General features: G+C 54.8%; 20 protein-coding genes. 13 read left to right on the top strand and 7 right to left on the bottom strand.

Going from position 1 to position 22,211, the window contains the following annotated elements; all coding sequences use genetic code 11:
* Positions 1 to 435: 435 nt before the first annotated feature.
* Both KA369_14410 and KA369_14405 read left to right on the top strand, forming a co-directional pair.
* Complete coding sequence (locus tag KA369_14410) at positions 436 to 1,347, top strand: 4Fe-4S binding protein (GenBank protein ID MBP7737168.1); 912 nt, start codon at positions 436 to 438, stop codon at positions 1,345 to 1,347.
* Positions 1,348 to 1,360: 13 nt separating this feature from the next.
* Positions 1,361 to 2,656 carry a GMC family oxidoreductase gene (locus tag KA369_14405; GenBank protein ID MBP7737167.1) on the top strand — a complete coding sequence of 432 codons (1,296 nt, stop codon included), beginning with the start codon at positions 1,361 to 1,363 and terminating at the stop codon, positions 2,654 to 2,656.
* A 162-nt stretch (positions 2,657 to 2,818) separates the two neighbouring features.
* Here KA369_14405 and KA369_14400 read toward each other — a convergent pair whose 3' ends face one another.
* The gene (locus tag KA369_14400) at positions 2,819 to 3,793 is read right to left on the bottom strand and encodes an adenylate/guanylate cyclase domain-containing protein (protein MBP7737166.1); all 975 of its coding nucleotides are present in this window, start codon (positions 3,791 to 3,793) and stop codon (positions 2,819 to 2,821) included.
* Between the two features lie 192 nt (positions 3,794 to 3,985).
* On the opposite strand from KA369_14400, the gene KA369_14395 reads away from it, so the two are divergent.
* The 3 genes from KA369_14395 to KA369_14385 all read left to right on the top strand — a co-directional run bounded on the left by KA369_14395 (position 3,986) and on the right by KA369_14385 (position 6,939).
* A complete protein-coding gene (locus tag KA369_14395; protein ID MBP7737165.1) occupies positions 3,986 to 4,180 on the top strand; it encodes a hypothetical protein in 195 nt (64 codons plus the stop codon).
* A 323-nt stretch (positions 4,181 to 4,503) separates the two neighbouring features.
* Entirely contained in the window at positions 4,504 to 5,586 is a 1,083-nt protein-coding gene (locus tag KA369_14390) for a serine/threonine-protein phosphatase (GenBank protein ID MBP7737164.1), read from the top strand.
* A gap of 450 nt (positions 5,587 to 6,036) precedes the next feature.
* A complete protein-coding gene (locus tag KA369_14385) occupies positions 6,037 to 6,939 on the top strand; it encodes a 4Fe-4S binding protein (GenBank protein MBP7737163.1) in 903 nt (300 codons plus the stop codon).
* A gap of 86 nt (positions 6,940 to 7,025) precedes the next feature.
* Here KA369_14385 and KA369_14380 read toward each other — a convergent pair whose 3' ends face one another.
* The 3 genes from KA369_14380 to KA369_14370 form a co-directional block, all read right to left on the bottom strand.
* The gene (locus tag KA369_14380; protein ID MBP7737162.1) at positions 7,026 to 7,856 is read right to left on the bottom strand and encodes an SDR family NAD(P)-dependent oxidoreductase; all 831 of its coding nucleotides are present in this window, start codon (positions 7,854 to 7,856) and stop codon (positions 7,026 to 7,028) included.
* Between the two features lie 140 nt (positions 7,857 to 7,996).
* On the bottom strand, positions 7,997 to 9,175 hold the full coding sequence (locus tag KA369_14375) for a pyridoxal phosphate-dependent aminotransferase (protein MBP7737161.1): 1,179 nt from the start codon (positions 9,173 to 9,175) through the stop codon (positions 7,997 to 7,999).
* A 68-nt stretch (positions 9,176 to 9,243) separates the two neighbouring features.
* Complete coding sequence (locus KA369_14370; GenBank protein ID MBP7737160.1) at positions 9,244 to 9,633, bottom strand: hypothetical protein; 390 nt, start codon at positions 9,631 to 9,633, stop codon at positions 9,244 to 9,246.
* A 336-nt stretch (positions 9,634 to 9,969) separates the two neighbouring features.
* Here KA369_14370 and KA369_14365 point away from each other — a divergent pair, with 336 nt between their 5' ends.
* From KA369_14365 to KA369_14340, 6 genes are all read left to right on the top strand, one after another.
* Positions 9,970 to 11,268 (top strand): homocysteine synthase, encoded by a 1,299-nt coding sequence (locus KA369_14365; protein MBP7737159.1) that lies wholly within the window; start codon positions 9,970 to 9,972, stop codon positions 11,266 to 11,268.
* Between the two features lie 39 nt (positions 11,269 to 11,307).
* The gene (gene cysK / locus KA369_14360) at positions 11,308 to 12,246 is read left to right on the top strand and encodes a cysteine synthase A (protein MBP7737158.1); all 939 of its coding nucleotides are present in this window, start codon (positions 11,308 to 11,310) and stop codon (positions 12,244 to 12,246) included.
* Positions 12,247 to 12,411: 165 nt separating this feature from the next.
* A complete protein-coding gene (locus KA369_14355) occupies positions 12,412 to 13,464 on the top strand; it encodes a type I glyceraldehyde-3-phosphate dehydrogenase (protein MBP7737157.1) in 1,053 nt (350 codons plus the stop codon).
* A gap of 253 nt (positions 13,465 to 13,717) precedes the next feature.
* Positions 13,718 to 14,167 carry an Rrf2 family transcriptional regulator gene (locus tag KA369_14350; GenBank protein ID MBP7737156.1) on the top strand — a complete coding sequence of 150 codons (450 nt, stop codon included), beginning with the start codon at positions 13,718 to 13,720 and terminating at the stop codon, positions 14,165 to 14,167.
* Between the two features lie 131 nt (positions 14,168 to 14,298).
* On the top strand, positions 14,299 to 15,096 hold the full coding sequence (gene fdhD / locus KA369_14345) for a formate dehydrogenase accessory sulfurtransferase FdhD (protein MBP7737155.1): 798 nt from the start codon (positions 14,299 to 14,301) through the stop codon (positions 15,094 to 15,096).
* A gap of 258 nt (positions 15,097 to 15,354) precedes the next feature.
* Complete coding sequence (locus KA369_14340; GenBank protein MBP7737154.1) at positions 15,355 to 15,939, top strand: chemotaxis protein CheD; 585 nt, start codon at positions 15,355 to 15,357, stop codon at positions 15,937 to 15,939.
* A gap of 65 nt (positions 15,940 to 16,004) precedes the next feature.
* On the opposite strand, the gene KA369_14335 is transcribed toward KA369_14340, so the two are convergent.
* On the bottom strand, positions 16,005 to 16,325 hold the full coding sequence (locus tag KA369_14335; GenBank protein ID MBP7737153.1) for a hypothetical protein: 321 nt from the start codon (positions 16,323 to 16,325) through the stop codon (positions 16,005 to 16,007).
* A gap of 97 nt (positions 16,326 to 16,422) precedes the next feature.
* Positions 16,423 to 19,287, bottom strand: coding sequence for a PD40 domain-containing protein (locus tag KA369_14330; GenBank protein MBP7737152.1), 2,865 nt, complete (start codon positions 19,285 to 19,287; stop codon positions 16,423 to 16,425).
* A gap of 291 nt (positions 19,288 to 19,578) precedes the next feature.
* On the opposite strand from KA369_14330, the gene KA369_14325 reads away from it, so the two are divergent.
* Together KA369_14325 and KA369_14320 are read left to right on the top strand one after the other, a co-directional pair.
* A complete protein-coding gene (locus KA369_14325) occupies positions 19,579 to 19,893 on the top strand; it encodes an antibiotic biosynthesis monooxygenase (GenBank protein ID MBP7737151.1) in 315 nt (104 codons plus the stop codon).
* Positions 19,890 to 21,044: an iron-containing alcohol dehydrogenase gene (locus tag KA369_14320; protein ID MBP7737150.1), complete on the top strand. Its 1,155-nt coding sequence runs from the start codon at positions 19,890 to 19,892 to the stop codon at positions 21,042 to 21,044. The genes KA369_14325 and KA369_14320 overlap by 4 nt, the downstream gene beginning before the upstream one ends.
* A gap of 21 nt (positions 21,045 to 21,065) precedes the next feature.
* Here KA369_14320 and KA369_14315 read toward each other — a convergent pair whose 3' ends face one another.
* The gene (locus KA369_14315) at positions 21,066 to 22,208 is read right to left on the bottom strand and encodes an NHL repeat-containing protein (GenBank protein MBP7737149.1); all 1,143 of its coding nucleotides are present in this window, start codon (positions 22,206 to 22,208) and stop codon (positions 21,066 to 21,068) included.
* Positions 22,209 to 22,211 lie beyond the last annotated feature (3 nt).

Genomic DNA, 22,211 nt, shown 5'->3' with positions numbered 1-22,211 from the left:
TCCCAATTTTCTTAATAATCATAGAGCCGGTTATAATTTACATCATGGCTGGTATAGATGCTTTACTGATCCTGTATGGCCTTTTTTACTTATGTTTAAAGTGATAGTGTTATAAACTAATGTATTATTCAAAGAATATCAGTATTTAAAAATCTTAATATGAATATATTGTAAAAAATGTATAATTAAATTTTTACGAAAAGATTAAATAACAATTAATTACTGTTCAACCGTCTGGTTGTTATAATTTTTATTGACTTATATAGTTGAAATTGTAGTATTAAAATAGACCTGACGCGTCAGGTACATTTATTTTTATAAATATCAATAATGTTTATAAAGAAATTTAATTTCAAATATTAGACATGACACATCAGGTCAATTTAACCAATTTTTCCATCAGTTTATGAAACCAAATTTGGAGGGGGTCAGAGCATGAGAGAATCGACAAAATTATTAATGAAAAAGCATGGCTGGCGGATCGACAGGGCAATCCATAATTACCTATATTTCGCATGGTATTACCCTTATGTCAAAACCGTTTCTATGGCTTTCAAGCCTCTCGAGTACCTGACATGGCTGAAGCCTCTGAAATATGCGGGTAACTTCATTTTCAGCCGCTACCACAGCAAGGTCCTGTCAGCGGCGGACACTAAAAAGATATTTGAACTTAATGAAAACATCAATTTTGATGGGGAAGAGAATAAAAAGATCGTTCCGTTCAAGTACGCACGAAAGATCCTCTTCACCGATCCTGAATTCATCGTTGTCATGGACTGTCCCTGCAAGAAGGCCCTCGGCGATAAGGATGAACACATTAATTCATGCCTCTTTGTCGGCAGCGGCACCGGCAAGTTCTGGCTCGACCGGTGCAAAAAATACAATCCCCGTGTGGTCTCCCAGGAAGAAGCCCTGGACCTAATAAAATCTTTCAGGAAGAAAGGGTATATCACCCAGGCATTTTTCAAAGTGGCCACCGGCGGCAGCACCGGGGTCATCTGCAACTGTCACCCCGACACCTGCGTATCCCTCAGGGCAACCGCCCTGACCAGGAAAATCGACCCGAAAACCTACATGACAGAGGTCTCCGGCTATTCCGTGGAACATGATATCAAAAAATGCAGGAAATGCGGCACCTGCGTACAGACCTGCCATTTCGGCGCTGTCAGCATCAATGGCCGGGGCTGGTCCTATGACAAGGGAAAATGTCATGGCTGCGAACTTTGTGTCGAGAATTGTCCCAATAAAGCCATACGGCTGTATGCCGATCCTGATAAATCCAGACCCCTCGACCTGGATCTGGTCAGGGAACACGCCAGAAAATCCGCATACGCGCTGAGAAACTAAAAGGAGCCATACAATGAAAAAGGAACAGAAGAAGCAATACGACGTGATCGTAGTGGGGAGCGGGGCCGCCGGCTGCACCGTGGCCCGGGAGATGACGAAGAAGGGAAAGAAGGTCCTTCTCCTCGAGAAGGGCGGCCGCATGGAGTGGCTGGGCAATACGGCCACGGTGGCGACCATGATCGACCTGCCGACCCTGCTGCGCAACTACAAGGATATAGTCATTTTCGTGAACAACTACGGCGGCGCCTCGAACATAGCCGCCGGGTGCGCGGTGCCGCCGCCCAAGAAGATATTCGCCCCCCTGGGGATCGACCTTGCTAAAGAGGCGGCCGAGGCGAAGAGCGAGATGTGGATCCAGCCGATGCCGGACGAGCTGATCGGCGAGAACAACATGCGCCTGCTGGAGGCGGCCAACAGCCTGGGCTACCACTGGCAGAAGGTGGAGAAGTTCATCGATCCGGGCAAGTGCAGCGGCTCCGGCAACTGCATGCTCGGGTGCAAGACCGGGGCGAAGTGGACCGGCCGCGTCTTCGGCGACGAGGCGGTGGCCGGCGGCGCGGACCTGAAGCTCCACGCCAACGTGAAGGACGTGATCGTGGAGAACGGCAGGGCCGTGGGCGTTGCCCTGAAGAACGGCGAGCGGTACTACGGCAAGGCGGTGGTCCTCTCCTCGGGGGGCCTGAACAACGTGCATATGCTCCGGGGCGCCGGCATCGAGGAGGCGGGCAAGGGCCTCTGCTGCGACTGGCTCTCCTTCGTGCAGGGGATCATCCCCGGCACCAACTCCCTGGGGGCCACGCCGATGAGCGTGGGTACCATCGAGCACTATGACGAGGACGGCCTCTGCATCCTGCCGGTGGCCCCGAACTGGGCGCTCTTCCTGGGGATTATCGCGCTGTCGGGACCCACGCATCTTTTGAAGATGGCCAACTTCATGCGGTATACCAGCATCATGGTGAAGGTGCAGGACGATACCACCGGCGAGATCAAAAAGGGGAGGGCCTTTTCCAAGCCCCTCACGGCCAACGACCAGAAGAAGATCGACAAGGGCGTGGAGATCATCACGAAGATCTTCAAGAAGGCCGGCGCCAAGGAGAGCAGCGTCTATCCGATGAAGGCCGCCGGCGCCCATCCGTCCGCGACCTGCCGCATCGGCCATGTGCTGGACACCAACCTGGAGACGCAGATCAAGGACCTTTACTGCTGCGACGCCAGCGTGTTCCCGTCGTCCCTGGGCGCGCCCGTGGTCTGGACCGTGGTGTCCCTCGGCAAGAGGCTTTCAAAGCACCTGGATGCGCGGCTTAAGTAATGATATGGTTGGAGCTGTCCCGCCTCCCAAACCCTCACGGGTGGAGGCGGCCTTTTTGAAAGCGCGGTCACGCGACCGCGCTTTCAAAATACAAAGTCCCCCTTCCGGGGGAAGTCTCTCATGAGCATTATTCAAGGGACTAAACGAACGGTTTCCCGTCCCTCACTGCTGTCCCGCCACTGGCTGGCGCTTTTTCTTGTTTTCAAGAGCCTTAAAATAATCGTATGACATGGTATAAGCGGTTCTATCTTTAAACTTTATTTCCTGATTGAACATGCTCTTCAAACCCCGGGAAAGCTCATTGTAGATGTCCTGGGATATGCTCAGCCCGTTGGGGCATGTGCCCTGTTTCTCAAGATGCGAGGCATAGTTGATGACATCGGAAACGATTCGCCCTGTATCGTTAAAAAACTTGATGGTATTGGCATCCATCCCGATGCGGAGCTCGATGTTATCCTCGATCGGTTTATCGGGCATTGAATTGAATAATGGCAGCGTGAAAAGCACCTCTATGCAGCATGCCACCGCGTTGTTGATGCCGTCATCTTTCCGAAACGCGATTATGCCGCCATCGCCGGCCCAGAACCACACCCGGCCGTTATAATGATATAAGCTTTTATTTAAAAAATTGTTGAATTTATAATAAACCTTTTCCATCGCAGAGGGACTGTGCTTCTGAACAAGCTTGGAGTTGCCGCATATGTCTATCGATGCGATAATGATCTGATATTCCTTGCCTTCGCGGAGCACTCCCCAGCCTGGCATTATATCCTTGTTCTCATGGGACGAAATGAATTTCCGTTTCATGAAGTCAAAATAAACGCCGGTTCGGGACAGGCGGTAGAGAATATTTTCAAGCCCTATAAGCTTGACGATATTCCCGTTGAGCAGCGTGCCGTCCAACTCGATTACAAATGATAGAAGATCCTTGATTTTGCCCCGTGATTGACATTCGGAAACAAGAATGGTTGCCGCTTTCAGCGGCGCAATGGTAATATGTTTCGGTATGCTGCCATATAAATGAGCGCTGTAGTCCTTTAACAAATAAGAACCGATGGCCTCCAGATCACGGAAGAGAAGGCTTTTTGCCAGCATTTCCGTCAGGTCTTTAGTTAGTGTCAGATCAATTGTGACCATAGTAAATAATCATGGTATTCTGTATTTTGTATGCGAAAATTACACCAAAGTATCTCAGCAATCAAGTAAAAAAGCATCATAAAGAGAAAAAATTATCCGACATGCCAGGCCCATTTATTCAATTCCTGCATAGTTATTCGCATAAAATTGTAGTTGCCGCCATTTTCTTTAAACATCACCGGGGCGCTGCGGATGAATATGATACGTATACCGCAAGCAGGAAAAGGTGCCGTTCCTGAGGAAGAAGAAGTACTGACCGGGTCCTGTGGAAGCGGCACAGAAGTAAAAGCACCTGTCCGGAACTTTTTGCTTGCCATGGGCTTCAGTAATGCCATAATCATTTCAGATAAGGCCCGGTATATCGCTTTTATCGGCCCTGATGAGTAATCCCGGCTTCAGGTGAGGGGATCATAAAAAATCAATCTATGCATGAACGCAACAATACAGACATTGACAGCAGGTTCAGAGAATATGTCTATTCGCGCATGATACATCTCGGGCGGATCGGGGCTATCATTGCACTGCTATTGATTCCTGTTTTCGCGTTATTGGACCTGCTTGTCTTCTCGCTTCCCTGGCAGATTATTTTTTTTAGGACACCTCCCTTTGTGTTTGCGTTACTGTTTCTTGTAATGATAAAAAACGCTCCGCCAAAACACCATGCCCTGGTGCGGACCATTTATATACTTCTTCTATTGAGCTCAGTTTTAATGATGAACGGCATTGTCATGATCACCGCCGGCTCCGAATTCTATGACGCGGCGGTTTTATGGCTCGTTATTGTGATCTTCCTGGTGTTCCTGGGTTACCGCGGGGAGGTCATGACCCTCGCGCTGATGCTTCTTGCTCCGCTTCTTGTTCTTGCCATCCATATACTGCTCACTATTGAAATCGCCGTTGCCCGGATGGTATTCCTGACCATGCCCTTCGTGGTATCGGCCATCTGCGTTGCCCTCGCCATAAGCCAGAACAGGATGCGCTACAACCGATTCAGGCAGGCTGCGGTAATCGATTCACAGACCCGTGAGCTTGAGGAGAATTACCGCTATATCGAGCAAAAAAACGACCAGATTTTCCATGACCTGCTCCTCGCCCGGTCAATACAGATTAACCTGTTTCCCCAGGAACCGCCTGTCGTGGATGGTGCCGAATTTTATTCATCCTTCATTCCCCTGGCTGAACTGGGGGGCGATTTTTATGATTTCATAAGGTTTGGCGAAGACAATCGCATCGGTGTGTTCATCAGCGACGTGTCGGGACACGGTGTCGCCGCTGCCCTTATAAGCAGCATGGTGAAGACCCTGGTGCATACAGCCGGCCAGGAAAAACACTCATGCAGTGAATTCATGGCGTGCATCAATAATAAAATCATCGGTCTCACGAAGGATAATTTCCTTACGGCATTTTACGGAATCTATGACACGGGAACGAGGATCTTCCGGTATGCCCGAGGTGGCCACCCCTATCCCTACCTTCTGCGAGCGGGGGGTGCGATGGAGGAGCTCCGTTCTGAAGGCATTCTCCTTGGCGTTAAGGCTGGAATCGCCTTCACCGAGGGAGAGACGGTGCTCAACCCGGGCGATAGAATTCTCTTTTACACGGATGGCCTCATGGAGGCCAGGAATTCCCGGCAGGAGGAATTTGAGAATACGTTAATGAACGATATTATTCTGAAACACAGGGACCGGCCGATATCTGAACTTGTGCAAACCATCATACAGGGATTATTCGATTTCTGCGGTACTATGGCAATTAACGATGATGTTTGTATCGTTATGATGGAAACAAAGTAGTTGACCGGACAGGTAAGAAAAAAAGGACCACTTCGGAGTTGTCTGTGATACCAAACAGATAATATTCACCCTATCACCCAATTATTGATATATTTTTATTGACTTTTTCAAGTGAATATAACTATTTTGATAAAAACCTGACGCGTCAGGTCCATTAAGAAACACAATAACATATGGCAATGAGTATATAAATTCTTTATTCTGACATGACACGTCAGGTTAATATTATACTGTTTATATTACCATACAGTCGGGTCAGAGTACTAGAGAATCCACAAATGTTTCGATGAAAAAGCGTCGTGCCTCTGGGCAAAAGGCGTTCAAAGCACATGGATGCTGGGTTGCGATATGCCATGGCATCCGCTGAACTCGGAGCAAACTATCAAGCAGCCGGAGGGATTATTCCCTGTTCGGCTGTTTAACAAAAAATAGACCGGGAGGGGTAGTTACATGAAATCATCGACGGAACAGTTGTTCAATCTCCATGGAAAAAATCTCTATTTGAAAATAGACGGATATCTCTACCTGAAGTATATATCTGTATACGTAGGGATAATCGCGAGGGCCTTCACTATCGTGGGGAAGATAATCAATAAAGGGAATAAATTTCTCTTTATTCCCATTATCAGATTCCTCACCAGCAGGTACCACGGCAAGATAATGCTTGTGCAGGACGCCAGAAAAATCGTCAAGCTTGACAAGGACGTGGCTGTTCCGCGGGACCTCGCCAAATCAGTCATTCCCTATGACATGGCGCATCAGATCATTTTCCAGAACCCCGATTCCATCGTCGCGGTGGAATGCGCCTGCCGCAACGCCAGGAAGCACGACTGCCAGCCGGCGAACAAGTGCATGATCATCGGCGAGCCTTTCTCTTCATTCATGCTGGAGCATAACAAGGGCGCGAACCCTATCAAGCTTACCCGTGACGAGGCCCTTGATCTTCTCGCGCTGTGCAAGGAAAAGGGTTACGTGACAAACGCCTACTGCAAGGACGGGGCCGGCGACCGCATGTACGCGATCTGCAACTGCTGCCCCGAATGCTGCGTTTCCATTTCGGCCCATAAGCTCTTCGGGTCGCTGGATATCATGGAAAGCTCCCTGGCCCATTCGGGCTACGGCATGTCAATAAATGCCGCGAAATGCAAGGGCCATGGCGAGTGCGTATCCATCTGCCCCTTCGGGGCCATTACGAGGAATAATGAAAAATCAATCCCGGAGGTCCATCCGAGCCTTTGCATGGGATGCGGGAACTGCGCTGAAGCATGCCCCGAGGGCGCCATCACAATGGTCAGGCGGGATGAGAAGGCCCTGCCCCTGGATATTCATGAGCTTGTTCCCGCTTCAAAATAATAAATCAATGATGACTTGAAAACAGTAATGTCCAAACGATCACGAAACGTTCGTGTCGCAACTGCAGCAAAGATTTAAAGCCGCTCTCAGCGGCTTTTTTTATCGCCGTAACGCATGGAAAACATTTTCACCACCAGCGCGTCGAGAAGCCGGTTGGGAAGGAGTGTTTCCAGCCGCGAGAGAAATCGGTTGCGGGCGATGATGTACCGCTCCCGGGGGCGCGCTTTGGTGATGAACCGGTAGATCTGCGCCGCCGCCTTTTCGGTTTCCATGCCCCTGGTGCCGCCGGCGATGAAATTCTCCCTGAAAGCCCGGAGGCTTTCCCGGTATTTCTGGTCAGCGAAGGAGGAGTCCTGGTTAAGGGCCTTGTTCCAGATCGGGGTGGCGATCCCCGCCGGCTCGAGAAGGATTGTCTTCACTCCCATGGGATTCAGCTCCCGCCGTACGGAATCGCACCATCCCTCGAGGGCGAATTTCGACGCCGTGTAGGGGGAGAGAAAGGGCAGGGCGATCCTTCCCGCGAGGGAGCCGTTCACCACGAGACGGCCCCTGCTCCTGATGAGGCAGGGAAGGATCTTCTGGGTGAGGGCCGCCAGGCCGAGGAAATTTATCTCCATCACCGCGCGGTACGATTCGAGGGGCAGGTTCTCGAAGGGGCCCCCCAGTGCGACGCCGGCGTTGTTGATGAAGAATTCCAGGCGATGCCCCTCGCTGCAGTAGCGGTTGACCAGGGTCGCGAAGGAGATGATCGACGATTCGTCGCGAAGGTCGAGCCTGTGCGCCATGATGTTGTTCCTGCCCGGGAAGGGATTCTGCTCGAGATATGACGCGATGACCGTGTAGCCGGCGCCGGCGAAGAGGCCGGCGAGGGATTTGCCGATCCCGCTGTCGCATCCGGTTATCGCCGCCAGTTTCATTTGTGCGCCTCCTTTTATCTGGATGATGCGCAGGAAAAATATCTCTATATTAAATGTAATCGGTTATGGTTCCTCTGTCAAATAGTTCCGGGTGAGGATAAAAAGGAGCCGGGGGATGAGGGGATTGTGCACCGAATACGTTAGAGTCCTTCCAGAGCTCCCCGCATCCTCTCCATCGCCTCCTCCAGTATCGCCCTGGGGCAGGCGATATTGATCCGTTCGAAGCCGTCCCCTTCGGGGGAGCCGAAGATGTAACCGTCGTCCAGGGCGAGGCGGGCCTGGTCGCGGAGAAGCTTCTTGAGATTTTCATTGCCAAGGCCGTACTCCCTGAAGTCGAGCCACACCAGGTAGGTGGCCTCGGGCTCGATCACCTTCACCCGGGGCAGCTTCTCCACGATGAACTCCTTGAGGAAGGTGAGGTTCCCGTCGAGGTAATCCATCAGCTGGTCGAGCCATTCATCGCCGTGGCGGTAGGCGGCGATGAGGGCTTCTGCGCCGAAGAGATTGGGCCACTTGAGGCCGAGGCATTCTATGGTGCGGTTGTAGCGCTTCCTCAATTCAGGGTTTGCTATGACCAGGTTTGCGGTCTGGAGACCGGCCAGGTTGAAGGTCTTGCTAGGCGCCGTGCAGGTGATGGATTTCATGAGAAAACCGGGGCTGATGGACCCGAAGGGAACATGGCGATTGCCCTTGAATGTCAGGTCACAGTGGATCTCGTCAGATATGACGAGGAGATCATGGGCGGCGCAGATGTCGCCGATGCTCTTCAGCTCTTCCTTCGTCCAGAGGCGTCCCACCGGGTTATGGGGGCTACAGAGGATCAGCATCCGAGCCCTGGGATCCCTTGCCTTCTGCTCCAGGTCATCATAATCGACGCGGTAGGCCTTATCCTCGAGCTTCAGGGGATTGTTGATGATCACCCGGCCGTTGTTCTTTATCGCGCCCATGAAGGGATAGTAGACCGGCTTCTGCACGATGACGCCGTCGCCCGGTTCGGTGAAGGTCTGGATGAGGAGGTTCAGCGCCGGCACCACGCCGGGGGCGGGGACGATCCAATCCGGCGCGATCCTCCATCCGTGGCGCCTTTCGAACCAGTCCGTCACGGCCCGGAAGTATTCCGGCATCGGCGCCGTGTATCCGAACACGCCGTGGCGCGCCCGCTCTTCCAGGGCGGCCACCACCTCCGGGGGCGATTCAAAGTCCATATCCGCGACCCAGAGGGGGAGGAGTCCCGATCCCTTGAAGATAGAGTCCGCCAGGTCCCACTTGAAGGAGCCTGTTCCGGTGCGGTCGATGATCCTGTCAAAATCGAATTTCATGATTCCCTGTCCCGGTTTTTCCGGGCCGGGAAACAGTATAGGGCCAGGGCCATTGATGTCCAGTCATTTCAGGCGCAATCAGGGCTGTTCTTCCGGGAATTCATCCGGGCCATGAGGGAGGAGGCCGTCGCTTCCATCGTGGAGCCATCCTCGAAATCATAGGACCCTTCACGGACCCGCCTGTGCAGCGCTTCGATCCTGGCGGCGCGATTGTTATCGTAATCCTTTTCTGAAGTCCGCACCATCTCCCCTATCTCGCGGGAAAAGCTCATGATAGATTTTACCAGGGGAGTGCTGTTTTTCTCAAGCATCCGCCTCCGGGCCGCATCGGAAATATCAACGACATCGGCGCCTTTGGCCGTGGTCGTGTCCCTGCGGAGAAAACGCGGCGCCCGCTCCGGTCCGGCCTGCAGCGGCTGACGGTAGTTCCAGTATTCAGTGGTTTTGTTGATCATCATGAAGGTGCTCCTTTTTTACTTAAGTATTGACATAATTAGTATCGGTTAGTACACACAAATGTTTAGCTATTTTTTGTATAGCATAAATAATTTTAGTATTCAACCGATAACTATCGGGTAATATTTTTAAATAAATATTCGAGTTGTTGCAAATCTGATTCTTTTAATCGGGGTTAAGGGGCGAAGCCCCTTAAAAGCCCACCGCAGGGGCTATCCTGCGAGGGCGAGACGCAGTTTCGCAATAATTCTATTATTTATTATTGACAAAAAAAGCCTTAAATTATAATTACTACTAAATCTATAAGATTACTGGTATATAAATTTAGGAGGATTTCAATGAGCAAAATTGATGAAGAATTGAGGATTGAATCACTGGCCCTCCATGGCGGCCAGGAGCCGGATCCAACCACCGGTTCCCGGGCAGTGCCGATCTACCAGACAACATCATATCAGTTCAACGACACTGACCACGCTGCAAATCTTTTCGCCCTCGCGGAATTCGGCAATATCTACACCAGGCTGATGAATCCGACAACGGACGTTTTTGAGAAGCGGATTGCGGCCCTTGAGGGAGGCATCGGGGCCCTGGCAGTGGCAAGCGGTCAATCGGCCATAACCCTATCGATCCTCAATATCGCCCAGGCCGGTGATGAGATCGTTTCGGCCGATAACCTTTACGGCGGAACCTACAACCTGTTCCACTATACGTTCCGGAAGCTCGGCATTAAGGTCACCTTCGTGAAGTCCAATGACCTGGACGCGATCAGGAAGGCCATCACGCCGAAAACCAGGGCGGTCTACGCGGAATCGATCGGCAACCCGAAGCTCGATGTGGCGGACCTGGAAGGAATATCGAAGACGGCCCATGATAACGGCATCCCCTTCATCCTGGATAATACGGTATCGCCCTATATCCTGCGGCCCTTCGACCATGGCGTCGACATCATCGTGTACTCGGCCACCAAGTTCATAGGCGGCCATGGCACGTCCATCGGCGGCGTTATCGTCGATTCGGGAAAGTTTGACTGGACCAACGGCAAGTTTCCCCTTATCGCCGACCCAGATCCGAGCTATCACGGACTCAGTTTCGTGGAGGCGTTGAAGCCTATCGGCAATATCGCTTACATTATAAAGGCGCGCGTTAACCTGTTACGCGATATCGGCCCGGCCCTGTCGCCGTTCAACTCGTTTCTCTTCTTGCAGGGCCTTGAAACGCTCCATCTCAGGCTTCCGCGCCATTCGGAGAACGCCCTGGCCGTGGCGCAGTATCTCGAGAAACACCGTGATGTATCCTGGGTGAACTATCCCGGCCTTGCGTCAAGTCCGGAAAAAGAGCGGGTGAAGAAGTATCTGCCCAGGGGCGCCGGGGCCATCGTCGGGTTCGGCATCAAGGGAGGGGCTGTAGCGGGAAAGAAGTTCATCAACTCGCTTCAACTGCTGTCTCACCTCGCCAACGTGGGAGACGCCAAGTCCCTGGCCATCCACCCCGCCAGCACCACGCACCAGCAGCTCTCTCCGGAGGAGCAGCTCGCGACCGGGGTAAAGCCGGACTTCATTCGGCTTTCCATCGGCATCGAGCATGTCGACGACATTATCGCCGATATCGACCAGGCCATCGGCAGGGCAGCGTCATGATGGAGTTATATGGAATTTTTGAATTGAAAGGAGGCGCATATGAGCAGAATATACAATGATATCACGGAGACAATAGGAAATACGCCGCTGGTAAGGCTCAACAGGCTGAATAATCCCAATGAGGCGGTCGTCCTGGCCAAGCTGGAATCGTTCAATCCCCTGTCGAGCGTGAAGGACCGGATAGGCCTCGCGATGATAGAGGCCGCTGAAAAAGAGGGGAAGATCGATGACACAACGGTCATCATCGAGCCCACGAGCGGCAATACCGGCATAGCCCTGGCCTTTGTATGCGCGGCCCGGGGATACCGGCTGATCCTCACCATGCCCGACACCATGAGCGTGGAGCGGCGGCAGCTGCTGCAGATCCTCGGGGCGGAGCTGGTTCTCACCGAAGGGTCGCTGGGCATGAAGGGCGCCATCGCCAGGGCCGAAGAGCTGGTGAAAACCACGCCGAACAGCTTCATGCCGCAGCAGTTCAACAATCCGGCCAACCCGGAGATCCATCGCAGGACCACGGCCGAGGAGATATGGAGCGACACCGGCGGCGCCGTCGATATCTTCATCGGCGGCGTGGGCACCGGCGGGACCGTGACCGGCGTGGGCGAGGCGCTTAAAAAGAAAAAGCTCTCGGTCAGGATCATCGCGGTAGAGCCGGCGGATTCGCCGGTGCTGTCCGGCGGCAGTGCCGGACCGCATAAGATCCAGGGGCTCGGTGCGGGCTTTGTCCCGCAGATATTCAACAGGGACGCTGTCGATGAGATCATAACCGTTGCGCACACGGACGCGGGGGAAACATCCCGCCGCCTCGCGCGGGAGGAGGGGATCCTTGCCGGCATATCGGGCGGGGCCGCGCTCTGGGCGGCGCTGAAGGTGGCGAAGCGGAAAGAATCGGCGGGCAAGACCATCGTGGTGCTGCTTCCCGATACCGGGGAGCGGTATCTTTCCACCTGGCTCTTCGGCGGCAACGGCGCCCGGTAGCGATCGCGGATGACGCGGTGGAATGATTTTTTATTTTTGTGTTGCATTGGCGCGGCGCTTCCTGAGGAGTATACGTCGAACCCCGGCCCGGCGATGCCGGTCCGCGCGGTGTTACGCGGCTGCCGGACCGGGGAATGATAATTATTGTGCGGGTGTGTATCGATCATGAAACGCGTGGCAATCAATGGGTTCGGCCGGGTAGGTAAAATGGTGCTGCGGGCGCTCTGCGCGCGGGGTGTGCCGGGAGAAACAATCAGCGTGGCGGCCATTGCCGATTTTCCCGACGACGCGCGGTATTACGCGTACCAGCTAAAGCACGATTCGGTCCATAGAAGGCTTGACGCCTCCGTCCATTCCGGGAAAAGCGAGACCTGCGGAGAGAAGGATGACATGATCGTCCTGAACGGCTCCTCGATCAGGATCATCCCGGCTGTTCAGGACGCCGCGCTGCTTCCATGGAAGGACCATGAAATCGACATCGTCCTCGACGCGACGGGGCTGTGCGTGACCTTCGAAGACGCTTCGCGCCATCTCAAGGCGGGCGCGAAAAAGGTGATAGTTTCTAACATTACCGGGGACCCCGGCGTTAAGACCATAATCGGCGGGGTCAATGACAATAACTATGACCGGGAGAGGCACCATGTCCTGTCAGGGGCCTCTTGTACGACGAACTGCATAGTGCCCGTTATCCATGCCCTGGAAAAATCAGGCATCCCCGTTGAATCGGGCCACATGGCGGTGCTGCTCCCTTTCACGGCTTCACGAAAAATAGTCGATGCCTATTCGCCCAGGGGCCTTCGCGACGGGAGGTCCGCAGCCATGAATATTATCCCGTCCACGGCAAAGACGTCAACGGTGATAGATGAATTTTTCCCTTCCCTGAAAGGCAGAATAGGTGAAGTCGCCTTGCGGGTTCCCGTGGCGGAGGCTTCGCTGTTGGATTTTTCATTCGTGACCCAAAGGGATTCTTCGTTCGCCGCGGTGGATGAGGCTTTACGGTCGGCATCGGCAACATATCTCAAAGATATCGTCGGCACAAGCGACGAGGAGCTGGTTTCCACCGATGTCATCGGCGAGGCACGATCATCCCTCTACGACTCGCCCTTGTCCCTTCGGGCCAACATGAAAAATGAAAAGAGGCTCTTCAGGCTTTTCCTCTGGTTCGATAATGAATGGGGCTATGCAAACCGGATCGTTGACCTGATGCTGAAAGTTTAGGGTAGCAGTTGTAAAGTGAGGGGGCTTGGGCCATCCCGCTCGTCCGCCTCGTATTACATCCTGTAGACTCGGTGGAATCGGCGACGTCCATGTCGCCTGCTCGCCGGGATGGCTCCATGCCCCCCCCCAAAAAAAATTATACTGTTAACAGGTTTCGCACGGACCAAGGAAAAATAAAAAATGTTGACAAAAAGGGGTATGCTTTTGATACACTACTGAATTAGTAGTATATACACTTTACGGAGATCCGCCAATGAGGCTGTCCACTCGTTCACGGTATGGTGTCAGGCTGATGCTGGCCCTGGGTGCCAGCGAGAAAAAGGATCCGATCTTTCTTAAAGACATAGCGCGCGCCGAGGAGATATCCGAAAAATACCTGAGCCAGATAATTATTCCTTTGAAAGCGAAGGGGCTGGTGACGACCTTCAGGGGCGCCCACGGCGGCTATATCCTGAGCAGGCCCGCGTCGGAGATCAGGCTCAGGGAAATAATCGAGCCCCTCGAAGGCGACCTCTGCCTGGTCGACTGCGTGACGAAGGCCGAGGTCTGCAATCGATCGACGGATTGCGCCACCCGCGAAGTATGGGCCGAAATGAGCTCCCTCCTGCTGGATTTTCTCGATACCTTTACCCTCGAAGACCTGATTCGGAAGTATAAAGACAAGAAAATTTCCGATGCGGGAAACAACGATTTTTCGATTTGAAGCGATGAGCTGATAGCAAAAGCGTTATTATCAGGCGGCCTCGATTCGACGCCGGCGACGGCAGCCGGATCATCAGGACCCTTTAATAATAGTCATTACCGGAGGAGCGCTCCGTTGACGGGATGGATGACATGGAAACATTGAACACTATCTTTGACCTGAGGAAGGTCAAGAAAATACGCGGCAGCGGGTCTCGTATCGAGGACGATCCGGTCGTTAAAGAAGTGCCCCTGACGATCATGCTTAATAACGAAGAATTCGCCACCCTTGTCTGCTCGCCCGGGTTTGAGAAAGAGCTCATCGTCGGCTTCCTTGCCGGCGAGGGAATACTGAAACAGCCTGATGACATACAGGACTTTTTCCTGCGCGAGGGCCAGGGGGTGGCCTGGATCGAAACACGCGAAAAGGAGCTTCAAACCGAGGGATTCCTCTGCAGGAATTTCACAAGCTGCTGCGGGAAAGGACGCCCCTCCCTCTACTACGCCAATGACGCGTCACAGGTCAATCCCATCGAAGGGAATGCCGTGTTTTCAGTACGCCAGGTGCTCGAGCTTGCCAAACAGCTTGATGGGGCCTCTAAAATATTTCACATGACCCGGGGTGTCCATACCGCGGCATTGGCGGCGGGAGAAGCTATTGTGGCGCTCTATGAGGACATAGGCCGTCACAATGCCCTTGACCGCATCATGGGCCATGTTTTTCTCAATTCCATGGACACTTCAAACATGGCGGTCCTTCTCAGCGGCCGCATATCGTCCGAGATGCTGATCAAATCGGCGCGGGTGGGCGTGCCGGTCGTTATCTCCAGTAAAGCGCCCACCGGCCTCGCCCTCGACCTGGCGGATCAACTGGGTATCACGGTCGTGGGATTTGCCAGGGGGAATGATATCAACGTGTACTCTCATGAGGAAAGGATATCGGATCAGTAAAAAAGATAGTCTGGTCAAGAAGAACTTGAGCCTTTAACTTCGTAAAACAGATGGATATACGCCCCTGCCCATGTAATGTAATTGACAAAATCAGAAAAATTCATTATTATTAATATCAAGAATTACCGCCGCAATATGTTGAGCAAGCTTCGTAGTTTTCCCGGCGCTGGCCCTGGGCCCTTCCGGCATCCATGGTGACGTCTCAGAGCATCATGACAGTTTTGTTCGTTGCACGATTAAGAAAGAGCGAGGTATGATATGGCAGATCAAGGCAAGAAGCTGTTCGATGACGGGCTGCACGTTCTGAAGCCGGGAGAGTTCTTCGCCACGTCGAGCGACCGCATAATCGGCACCGTAACCGGTTCCAGCGTCGTGGTGTGCCTCTACGACATGGATAAGGGCATCGGCGGCATGTGCCACTTCATCGTTCCGGGGACCATCGGCACCGAGGGGATCGTCGCCGACGAGATCGCCCGTCACGGCGTGGCCAGCATGGAATATCTCCTCGGGGATATCGTCAAGCTGGGCGGCGACCGGAAGCGTCTCAAGGCGAAGCTGTACGGGTCGGGCTCGGTCAGCAGCGGCGACCAGCGCCTGAACGACATAGCCCGGGGAAACGTCCAGTTCGTGGAACAGTACTTCAACCTGGAAAAAATAGCGGTCGAGGACAAGGACCTGGGCGGCTCAGACCGGAAAAAGATCGTTTTTGAGCCGAAGACCGGGACCGTCCGCAAGGAATCGATCAGCAGCGATGACGCGGCGCTCTTCATGAGGCTGGAAGCGGAATACATCGAATCCGTCTTCAAGGACAAAGGCAAGACAGGGGACGTGCGGATTTTTTAGGTTCTATTAAAATCGAAAAGCCCCGGGCAGGGGCTTTTTTCATCAATGGTTATGATTCGATATCCCTATTTGAACTTCTGCATTTCCTGCTGGATCGTGAGGGGAGAAACGCCCTTGGCCATGAGGCATTTCACGATGCTGGCGGTGCTGGTACCGAGCTTCTGGCCGTCCTCGTTCGTCACCTTGGCCTCCGTTTTTTTCATGTCCTCCACAACGGCCATGAAGTCCTTGAAGGCGGCCTCGGCGCAGGCTTTGTCCGCGCATGCGCAGGTTTTGGCTTCAATATCGCCCAGCTGTTTCACGTAGTTCTTACCCTTGCAGCCGAATGCGATCGTCATGACAAATCCGACAACTATAAGAATGGCAATGTTTCTTAGCATTTTCATCTGTCCGGTCTCCTTGGTTTTTTATCGACGCGTATATCCGCCGCCGTTTTTGAGGATAATAAAATTAATAAAATAGTCAAGTGATAAATTGCGCCGGTCACTGGTAATTCCTTCTCCGGAAAACCGTCATGAAATCCGAGCCTATGCCGAAGAGGAATTCGAACCCGTAGGGGCGGACGTATACGTCATGCTGGTCGAAGCGGTAGTAGCCGCGCACTCCCAGTATGACGGGGACCTCGATGGTGAAGAGATAGAGTTCGGCGTAGAGCTCCAGTCCGGCGGAGCGGTAGTATTGGGTCACGTGGAGCTTCTTCTCCGATCCGTGCATGGCCACGGCGTAGTCGCCGAACATATTGGCGTAGAACCGCTTGAAGTGGAGCACGTGGAGCAGGTTCCAGTCCGGGTTGAAGATCGGGAAGGTGTAGTTGACGCCTCCCTTGGCGATGTACTTCGAGAATTCATAGTCGTAGCCCCGCGCGAAGAGCACCTGGCTGGCGAAGCGGTAATCATTGGGGGCCTGGCTCTCGTAGGCGCCCTGCAGGAAGAGGCTGTGGTGCGGAAGGATGCCGGGGAAATAAAAGGTCCCGCTCACCGACAGGAGGCTTCCCCTCGTGGCGCCCCTGAAGGGCGTATGGCGGTAGATAATGTCGATTGACTGGCCGATGACCGGGTGGATGTCGGCAAACCACTGGTAGCCGTTGTAGAAGCTCGCGTAATAGGTGATCGGGATGAACTGCCCGTTATGGTTCCGGTTCGGCGTGTTGTAATCCGTCGGGTAACTCATAGCGTACACCATGGTGTAGCTCCCGCGCACCCCCAGGGTGAGATAGGTGTCGAAGCGGCTCCGGGACAGGTTCAGGGGCACCCTGAGCCCCAGGGAGGGCCGCAGCTCCCTCCACTGGTAGCGGTGAGTCTGTTGTATCATTCCGTAATAATAGGACGTGTCGTAGGTGGAGGCGCGGCTCCCATAGAAGACGGTGGCGTCTATGACCGGGTACAATCCTGCGTAGCTCACTGCGGCCGTGCCTGCGTGGGTGCGCTCGTTCCAGTTGTAGTTGTACCCGGCCGATATCTCCGTGGTGCCCAGGAGGTTCAGGGACGAGACCGTCAGGGAGAGGTCCTGCGACAAAGGGTCCGCCATGGGGAGCCAGCTGTGTATGTTAAAGAGGTGCGTGAAGTGGTTGAATTTCTTCGACTCGTAGGTTTCCTCGGGGATCTCCTTCGTGATGTCGCCCCCCGCCTCCTGGGAGATGAGGGGCTCGTAGTAGCGGACGCTCCGGTCCAGCACTTTCTCGATGGGGGTCCACTTCGCCGGATCAAGGTCCATTTCCGCTGCGGTGTATCCGTCGGCGGTGACGTCGTTGAAAGCGAGCTTCTTGCCGTCCGGTGAGAGGGAGGGATAATAGGCGCCGAACTTCCTGCTCGTCACCTGGTATATCCTCCTCGTCGCGATATTGACCGCGTAGATGTTGTCGATGCCGGAGTGGGGCGAAACGAAAAAGATATGCCTGCCGTCGGAAACGGGATAATATAAATTCTTGTTGGTATAGGGCACGATGTCGGCCGATGTTCCGCTGCCGGCGTCCATGAGAGCGATGGCCTTTCCCCTGAGGCGGTCTATCCTCATGTACACGATCGATTTCCCGTCCAGGGACCAGTGCGGCGTCTGGATGAATTCCCTTTCTCCGGCGGCGTAGCGCGCCGTTTCCTTGCCGGTGTCCGCGTCGATGATCACCAGGGAGCATTCATTCTCCGGGGTGTATTCTACCGCGGCGATCCTCGTCCCGTCCGGCGACAGGGCGGGAGCGAAGAGCTTCGTGTTCCGCGTGAGGGTCCGCTTTTTTTTCGTTGCGAAGTCGTAGGTTACGATGACGGAGTAGCTGCGCTGGCCCCACCGGAGGTCCGGTATCTGCTCCGACCAGGCGATGCGGCCGCCCCCCACGGAGGGAGCGGTGTAATTGATCTTCCCCGGGTAGCAGAGCCTGGTTTCCTTTCCCGTGACAGGGTCTATCCTCATCAGCGAATAGATGTCCCTCATGCCGTAGCGCAGGGTTATGACGCTCCCGTCCGGCCCGTACTGGGGCGCGTTGTTGTAGGTCCAGTACTTCGGCGTGGTCTTATGAAGCGGCCTGGCGTCGGTGAAAGCGAGGCCGTCGAGCTGCGCCTTCCATAGGACCTCCATCTCGTCCATGGTGTCTTTGTAAAGGGAGTAGGCGCTGCTGCCGGTCTCCCTGATCAGCATGAAGTCGAACCAGTGCGGAAACACGGGGAACCACGTGGCCCGCACCATCATGCTGGCCCAGACGTCGGGGCCGTATTTTCTCTTCACGTGGGTCGTCATGTAGTAGCCCAGGAGATAGGGCGAGCTCAGGGGGTCCCAGTCCTTGTAGGATCCGAACAGGGCCTTGAAATACTTGTACCGCTTTCCCGAGAGTAGAAGGGCCCGCAGCTCCACGTCGAATTCAGGAACCCTGCCGCGGCCGCTCGAAGTGAGGGCCGTTTCCACGCCCACCGCGTCGCCCTCGAAGAACCACCAGGGCACGGAGAGGTCCTGCATGGCCAGCACTCCCTGCTCGCCGAAGAGGACGTGGAGGAACTTGTTGAAGCCCCGGTCCATGCCGTCGATCTGCACGATGTGCCGGAACTCGTGGATAGCCAGCTCGGTATACCAGTCGTTGGCCCCGGCGAAGGATTCCTGGGACGGCGTGTTCCACCACTGGGTTCGCCGGGGCATGTAGGTCGCCATGCCGTTCGATTCGACCGACTGCGTGTAGAGGAGCACCGGGAGGCGCTTCGGCTTGAACTTCAGGGACTTTGTGACATGTGGATAAGCGTGCTCCAGGGTCGCGGCCACCCGCCGGGCGTCCTTTTCGATCTCTTCCGGATAGATGACCTTGAAGTGGGGCGTCAGGATGACCCGCCACTTGATGCCGATGGGGTTCTGGTCGGCGCCGATGGCCATCACCGGTGTATTGCCCCCAATCATGAGGATAATACAGGCAATGAGAATCGAAATCGATTTACGAAGATTTGTAACATTGATATGCGTCATAGGACATAAAAAATATGTTGATATTTGACCTGGGATCAATACAATTGTTACCTGGATTGACAGCGTATATAGTTGAAAAAAGTCCAGTTACAGTGCCGTTATAATTTCCCTTTGTCAATTATTAAACCGTCTTTTTGCCGTGGCTTTGCATTGCCGTACTGTTGTGATGATGGAAATACCAATCATGCAGGGAGGATCCCGATGCTTATCGTCCATGTCAATGTCCACGTAAAACCAGAGCGTATCGAAGAATTCAAGATGGCCTCCATACAGAACGCCTCCGAGAGCGTGCGCGAGCCGGGGATAGCCCGGTTCGATGTGGTCCAGAAAGAGGACGACCCGACGCGGTTTGTACTGGTGGAGGTCTATCGCGACAGCGACGCCACGGCGCGCCACAAGGAAACGGCCCATTACGCTGCATGGCGCGATGCCGTGGCCCCCATGATGGCGGAGCCGCGGAGCAGCGTGAAATATTATGGAGTGTATCCCGACGACAACGGCTGGGCCACGGCATGACCTTCGAGTTTTCCACGGCCGGCCGGGTCCTCTTCGGCGAGGGGACCGTACGCCAGGTGCCGGAGATGGCGTCGTCCTATGGGAACAGGGCCTTCGTGGTCACCGGCAAGACACCGGGGCGCCACGACGGCCTGGTCAAGTCCCTCGGCGCCGCCGGCATCCACGTTGAGCTGTTCCCGGTACGGGGCGAGCCCACCGTGGACATAGTGCGGGAAGGGATCGAGGCGGCGCGGAAGTTCTCGCCTGCGATAGTTATCGGTATCGGCGGCGGCAGCGTCATCGATGCGGCCAAGGCAGTGGCGGCCTTCGTTACCAACGGCGGCGACCTCATGGACCACCTGGAGGTGATCGGCGGGGCCCGGCCCCTGGAGCGGCCCGGGATCCCCTGCATCGCCGTGCCCACCACCGCCGGGACCGGCTCGGAGGTGACCAAAAATTCCGTGATCGCGTCGCCGGAGCGCCGGATCAAGGTAAGCCTTCGGAGTCTTCATATCATCCCCCGGGTCACGGTGGTGGACCCGGAGCTGACCTATTCGCTTCCGCCGGAGGAGACCGCCGCCTGCGGCCTCGATGCCCTGACCCAGCTCATCGAGCCTTTCCTGTCGTCCCGGGCCAATGCCCTGACGGACTCCCTCTGCCGCGAGGGCATGGTCCTCGCCGCATCGTCCCTTCACATCGCCTATGAGGACGGGAGCGATCGGGACGCGCGCAGGGACATGGCCCTGGCTTCCCTCATGAGCGGCATGGCCCTGGCCAACGCCGGCCTCGGAGCGGTCCACGGCCTGGCCGCTGTGATCGGCGGCATGTTCCCCGCATCGCCCCATGGCGCGGTGTGCGCGGTACTGCTTCCCCGGGTGTTCCTCGCCAACTGGCGCGGGGCCCGCAACCACGGATCGGCCGAAGTTTTGGAAAAGTTCCGGGAAGCGGCGGCGATCCTCACCGGCGACCCCCATGGCGCCGTGGAGGACGCTGTCGACTGGCTCGGGTCCCTCTGCGCGGACCTGGCCATACCGGGGCTGTCGCGCTACGGCGTCACCGCGGACCATGTGAGCGCCATCGTGGAGCAGGCCCGGAAGGCCAGCAGCATGAAGGCCAACCCGGTGCAGCTCACGGCCGCTGAGCTGGCCGGCATCGTCAACGCGGCCCTCTGAGGCGCGACAGGGGGCGCATCATTAATACATGATCACCCGGTTGTTGCTGTAATCCGCGATAAACAGCCTTCCCCAGCCGAGAACCAGGCCATAGGGCCAATTTAAGCTGGTTGCGCTGATCCCGCCGTTATTTGCAGTATTACTGATAAAGTCGGGCTGGCCATAGACGCGGGTAGCCGTGGTGCTTGTGCCTGCGTAATATAACACGCGATGGTTGACGCCATCTGAGATATAGATCCCGCCGGCGGCAACAAATACGTCAGAGGGGGTATTTAAGCTGCCCGCGCCTATCCCGCCGTTATTGACAGTGTTGCTGGTAAAATTTGGTTGTCCATAGACGCGGGTCGCAGTTGTACTTGTACCTTCATAGTAGAGCATACGGCTGTTTTGCGAATCGGCAATGTACACCCCGCCTGCATCGACCGCCACGCCATAGGGGCGTCTTAAGCTGTTTGCACTCAACCCGCCCTTATTTTCAACAGCGGTGGTAAAGTCCCCGCCCTGTCCATAGACACGGATTGCCGTGGTGCTTGTGCCTGGATAATAGAGTACGCGATTGTTCCAATATTCGGTAATATACACCCCACTCGCATCGACCTCTACACCGTAGGGACCGGATAAACTGTCTGCGTCCGGGTTCGCTCCACCCCTGTTGGCGGTGTTACTCGTAAAATTGGGCTGGCCATAGACGCGGGTCGCCGTGGTGCTTGTGCCGGCATAGTATAACACGCGGTTGTTGGGGCTGTCCGCAATATACACACCGCCGGCATCGACCGCAATGCCGCGGGGAATACTCAAACTGGTAGCGCTTACACCGCCGTTATTGGATGTACTGCTGACAAAATCCGGCTGGCCGTAAACGCGGGTCGCCGTGGTGCTTGACCAGGCATAATACAACACGCGGTTGTTGCCCGAATCCGTAATATAGACCCCGCCGGCGTCGACGGCAACACCATAGGGACTATTGAGACTGTTGGGAGTCACTCCGCCCTTGTTCTCATCACTGGTGGTTAAGTTGCCGGACTGGCCATAGACCCGCGGTGAGTTGAGAAGGAGCGCCATGAAGAGATTTTTCGTGTCGTCCTTTTTTTCCTTATCGCATGAGATGAATCCAAGGGCGACGCACAGCAGTAGTATGGAAATCGGTTTTAATTGAGATTTCATGAG

The organism is Spirochaetota bacterium, from assembly GCA_017999915.1.
Lineage (GTDB): Bacteria > Spirochaetota > UBA4802 > UBA4802 > UBA5550 > RBG-16-49-21.
This window is presented reverse-complemented; position numbering and strand designations above follow the sequence as displayed.

What these genes read in the sequence shown, in the direction of transcription:
- KA369_14350 (MBP7737156.1), top strand. Translation starts at nt 13,718, where the DNA reads ATGAGGCTGTCCACTCGTTCACGGTATGGTGTCAGGCTGATGCTGGCC.
- KA369_14400 (MBP7737166.1), bottom strand. Translation starts at nt 3,793, where the DNA reads ATGGTCACAATTGATCTGACACTAACTAAAGACCTGACGGAAATGCTG.
- KA369_14390 (MBP7737164.1), top strand. Translation starts at nt 4,504, where the DNA reads ATGATGAACGGCATTGTCATGATCACCGCCGGCTCCGAATTCTATGAC.
- fdhD (MBP7737155.1), top strand. Translation starts at nt 14,299, where the DNA reads ATGGAAACATTGAACACTATCTTTGACCTGAGGAAGGTCAAGAAAATA.
- KA369_14355 (MBP7737157.1), top strand. Translation starts at nt 12,412, where the DNA reads ATGAAACGCGTGGCAATCAATGGGTTCGGCCGGGTAGGTAAAATGGTG.
- cysK (MBP7737158.1), top strand. Translation starts at nt 11,308, where the DNA reads ATGAGCAGAATATACAATGATATCACGGAGACAATAGGAAATACGCCG.
- KA369_14325 (MBP7737151.1), top strand. Translation starts at nt 19,579, where the DNA reads ATGCTTATCGTCCATGTCAATGTCCACGTAAAACCAGAGCGTATCGAA.
- KA369_14340 (MBP7737154.1), top strand. Translation starts at nt 15,355, where the DNA reads ATGGCAGATCAAGGCAAGAAGCTGTTCGATGACGGGCTGCACGTTCTG.
- KA369_14380 (MBP7737162.1), bottom strand. Translation starts at nt 7,856, where the DNA reads ATGAAACTGGCGGCGATAACCGGATGCGACAGCGGGATCGGCAAATCC.
- KA369_14335 (MBP7737153.1), bottom strand. Translation starts at nt 16,325, where the DNA reads ATGAAAATGCTAAGAAACATTGCCATTCTTATAGTTGTCGGATTTGTC.
- KA369_14370 (MBP7737160.1), bottom strand. Translation starts at nt 9,633, where the DNA reads ATGATGATCAACAAAACCACTGAATACTGGAACTACCGTCAGCCGCTG.
- KA369_14330 (MBP7737152.1), bottom strand. Translation starts at nt 19,287, where the DNA reads ATGGCCATCGGCGCCGACCAGAACCCCATCGGCATCAAGTGGCGGGTC.
- KA369_14410 (MBP7737168.1), top strand. Translation starts at nt 436, where the DNA reads ATGAGAGAATCGACAAAATTATTAATGAAAAAGCATGGCTGGCGGATC.
- KA369_14320 (MBP7737150.1), top strand. Translation starts at nt 19,890, where the DNA reads ATGACCTTCGAGTTTTCCACGGCCGGCCGGGTCCTCTTCGGCGAGGGG.
- KA369_14405 (MBP7737167.1), top strand. Translation starts at nt 1,361, where the DNA reads ATGAAAAAGGAACAGAAGAAGCAATACGACGTGATCGTAGTGGGGAGC.
- KA369_14395 (MBP7737165.1), top strand. Translation starts at nt 3,986, where the DNA reads ATGAATATGATACGTATACCGCAAGCAGGAAAAGGTGCCGTTCCTGAG.
- KA369_14385 (MBP7737163.1), top strand. Translation starts at nt 6,037, where the DNA reads ATGAAATCATCGACGGAACAGTTGTTCAATCTCCATGGAAAAAATCTC.
- KA369_14315 (MBP7737149.1), bottom strand. Translation starts at nt 22,208, where the DNA reads ATGAAATCTCAATTAAAACCGATTTCCATACTACTGCTGTGCGTCGCC.
- KA369_14375 (MBP7737161.1), bottom strand. Translation starts at nt 9,175, where the DNA reads ATGAAATTCGATTTTGACAGGATCATCGACCGCACCGGAACAGGCTCC.
- KA369_14365 (MBP7737159.1), top strand. Translation starts at nt 9,970, where the DNA reads ATGAGCAAAATTGATGAAGAATTGAGGATTGAATCACTGGCCCTCCAT.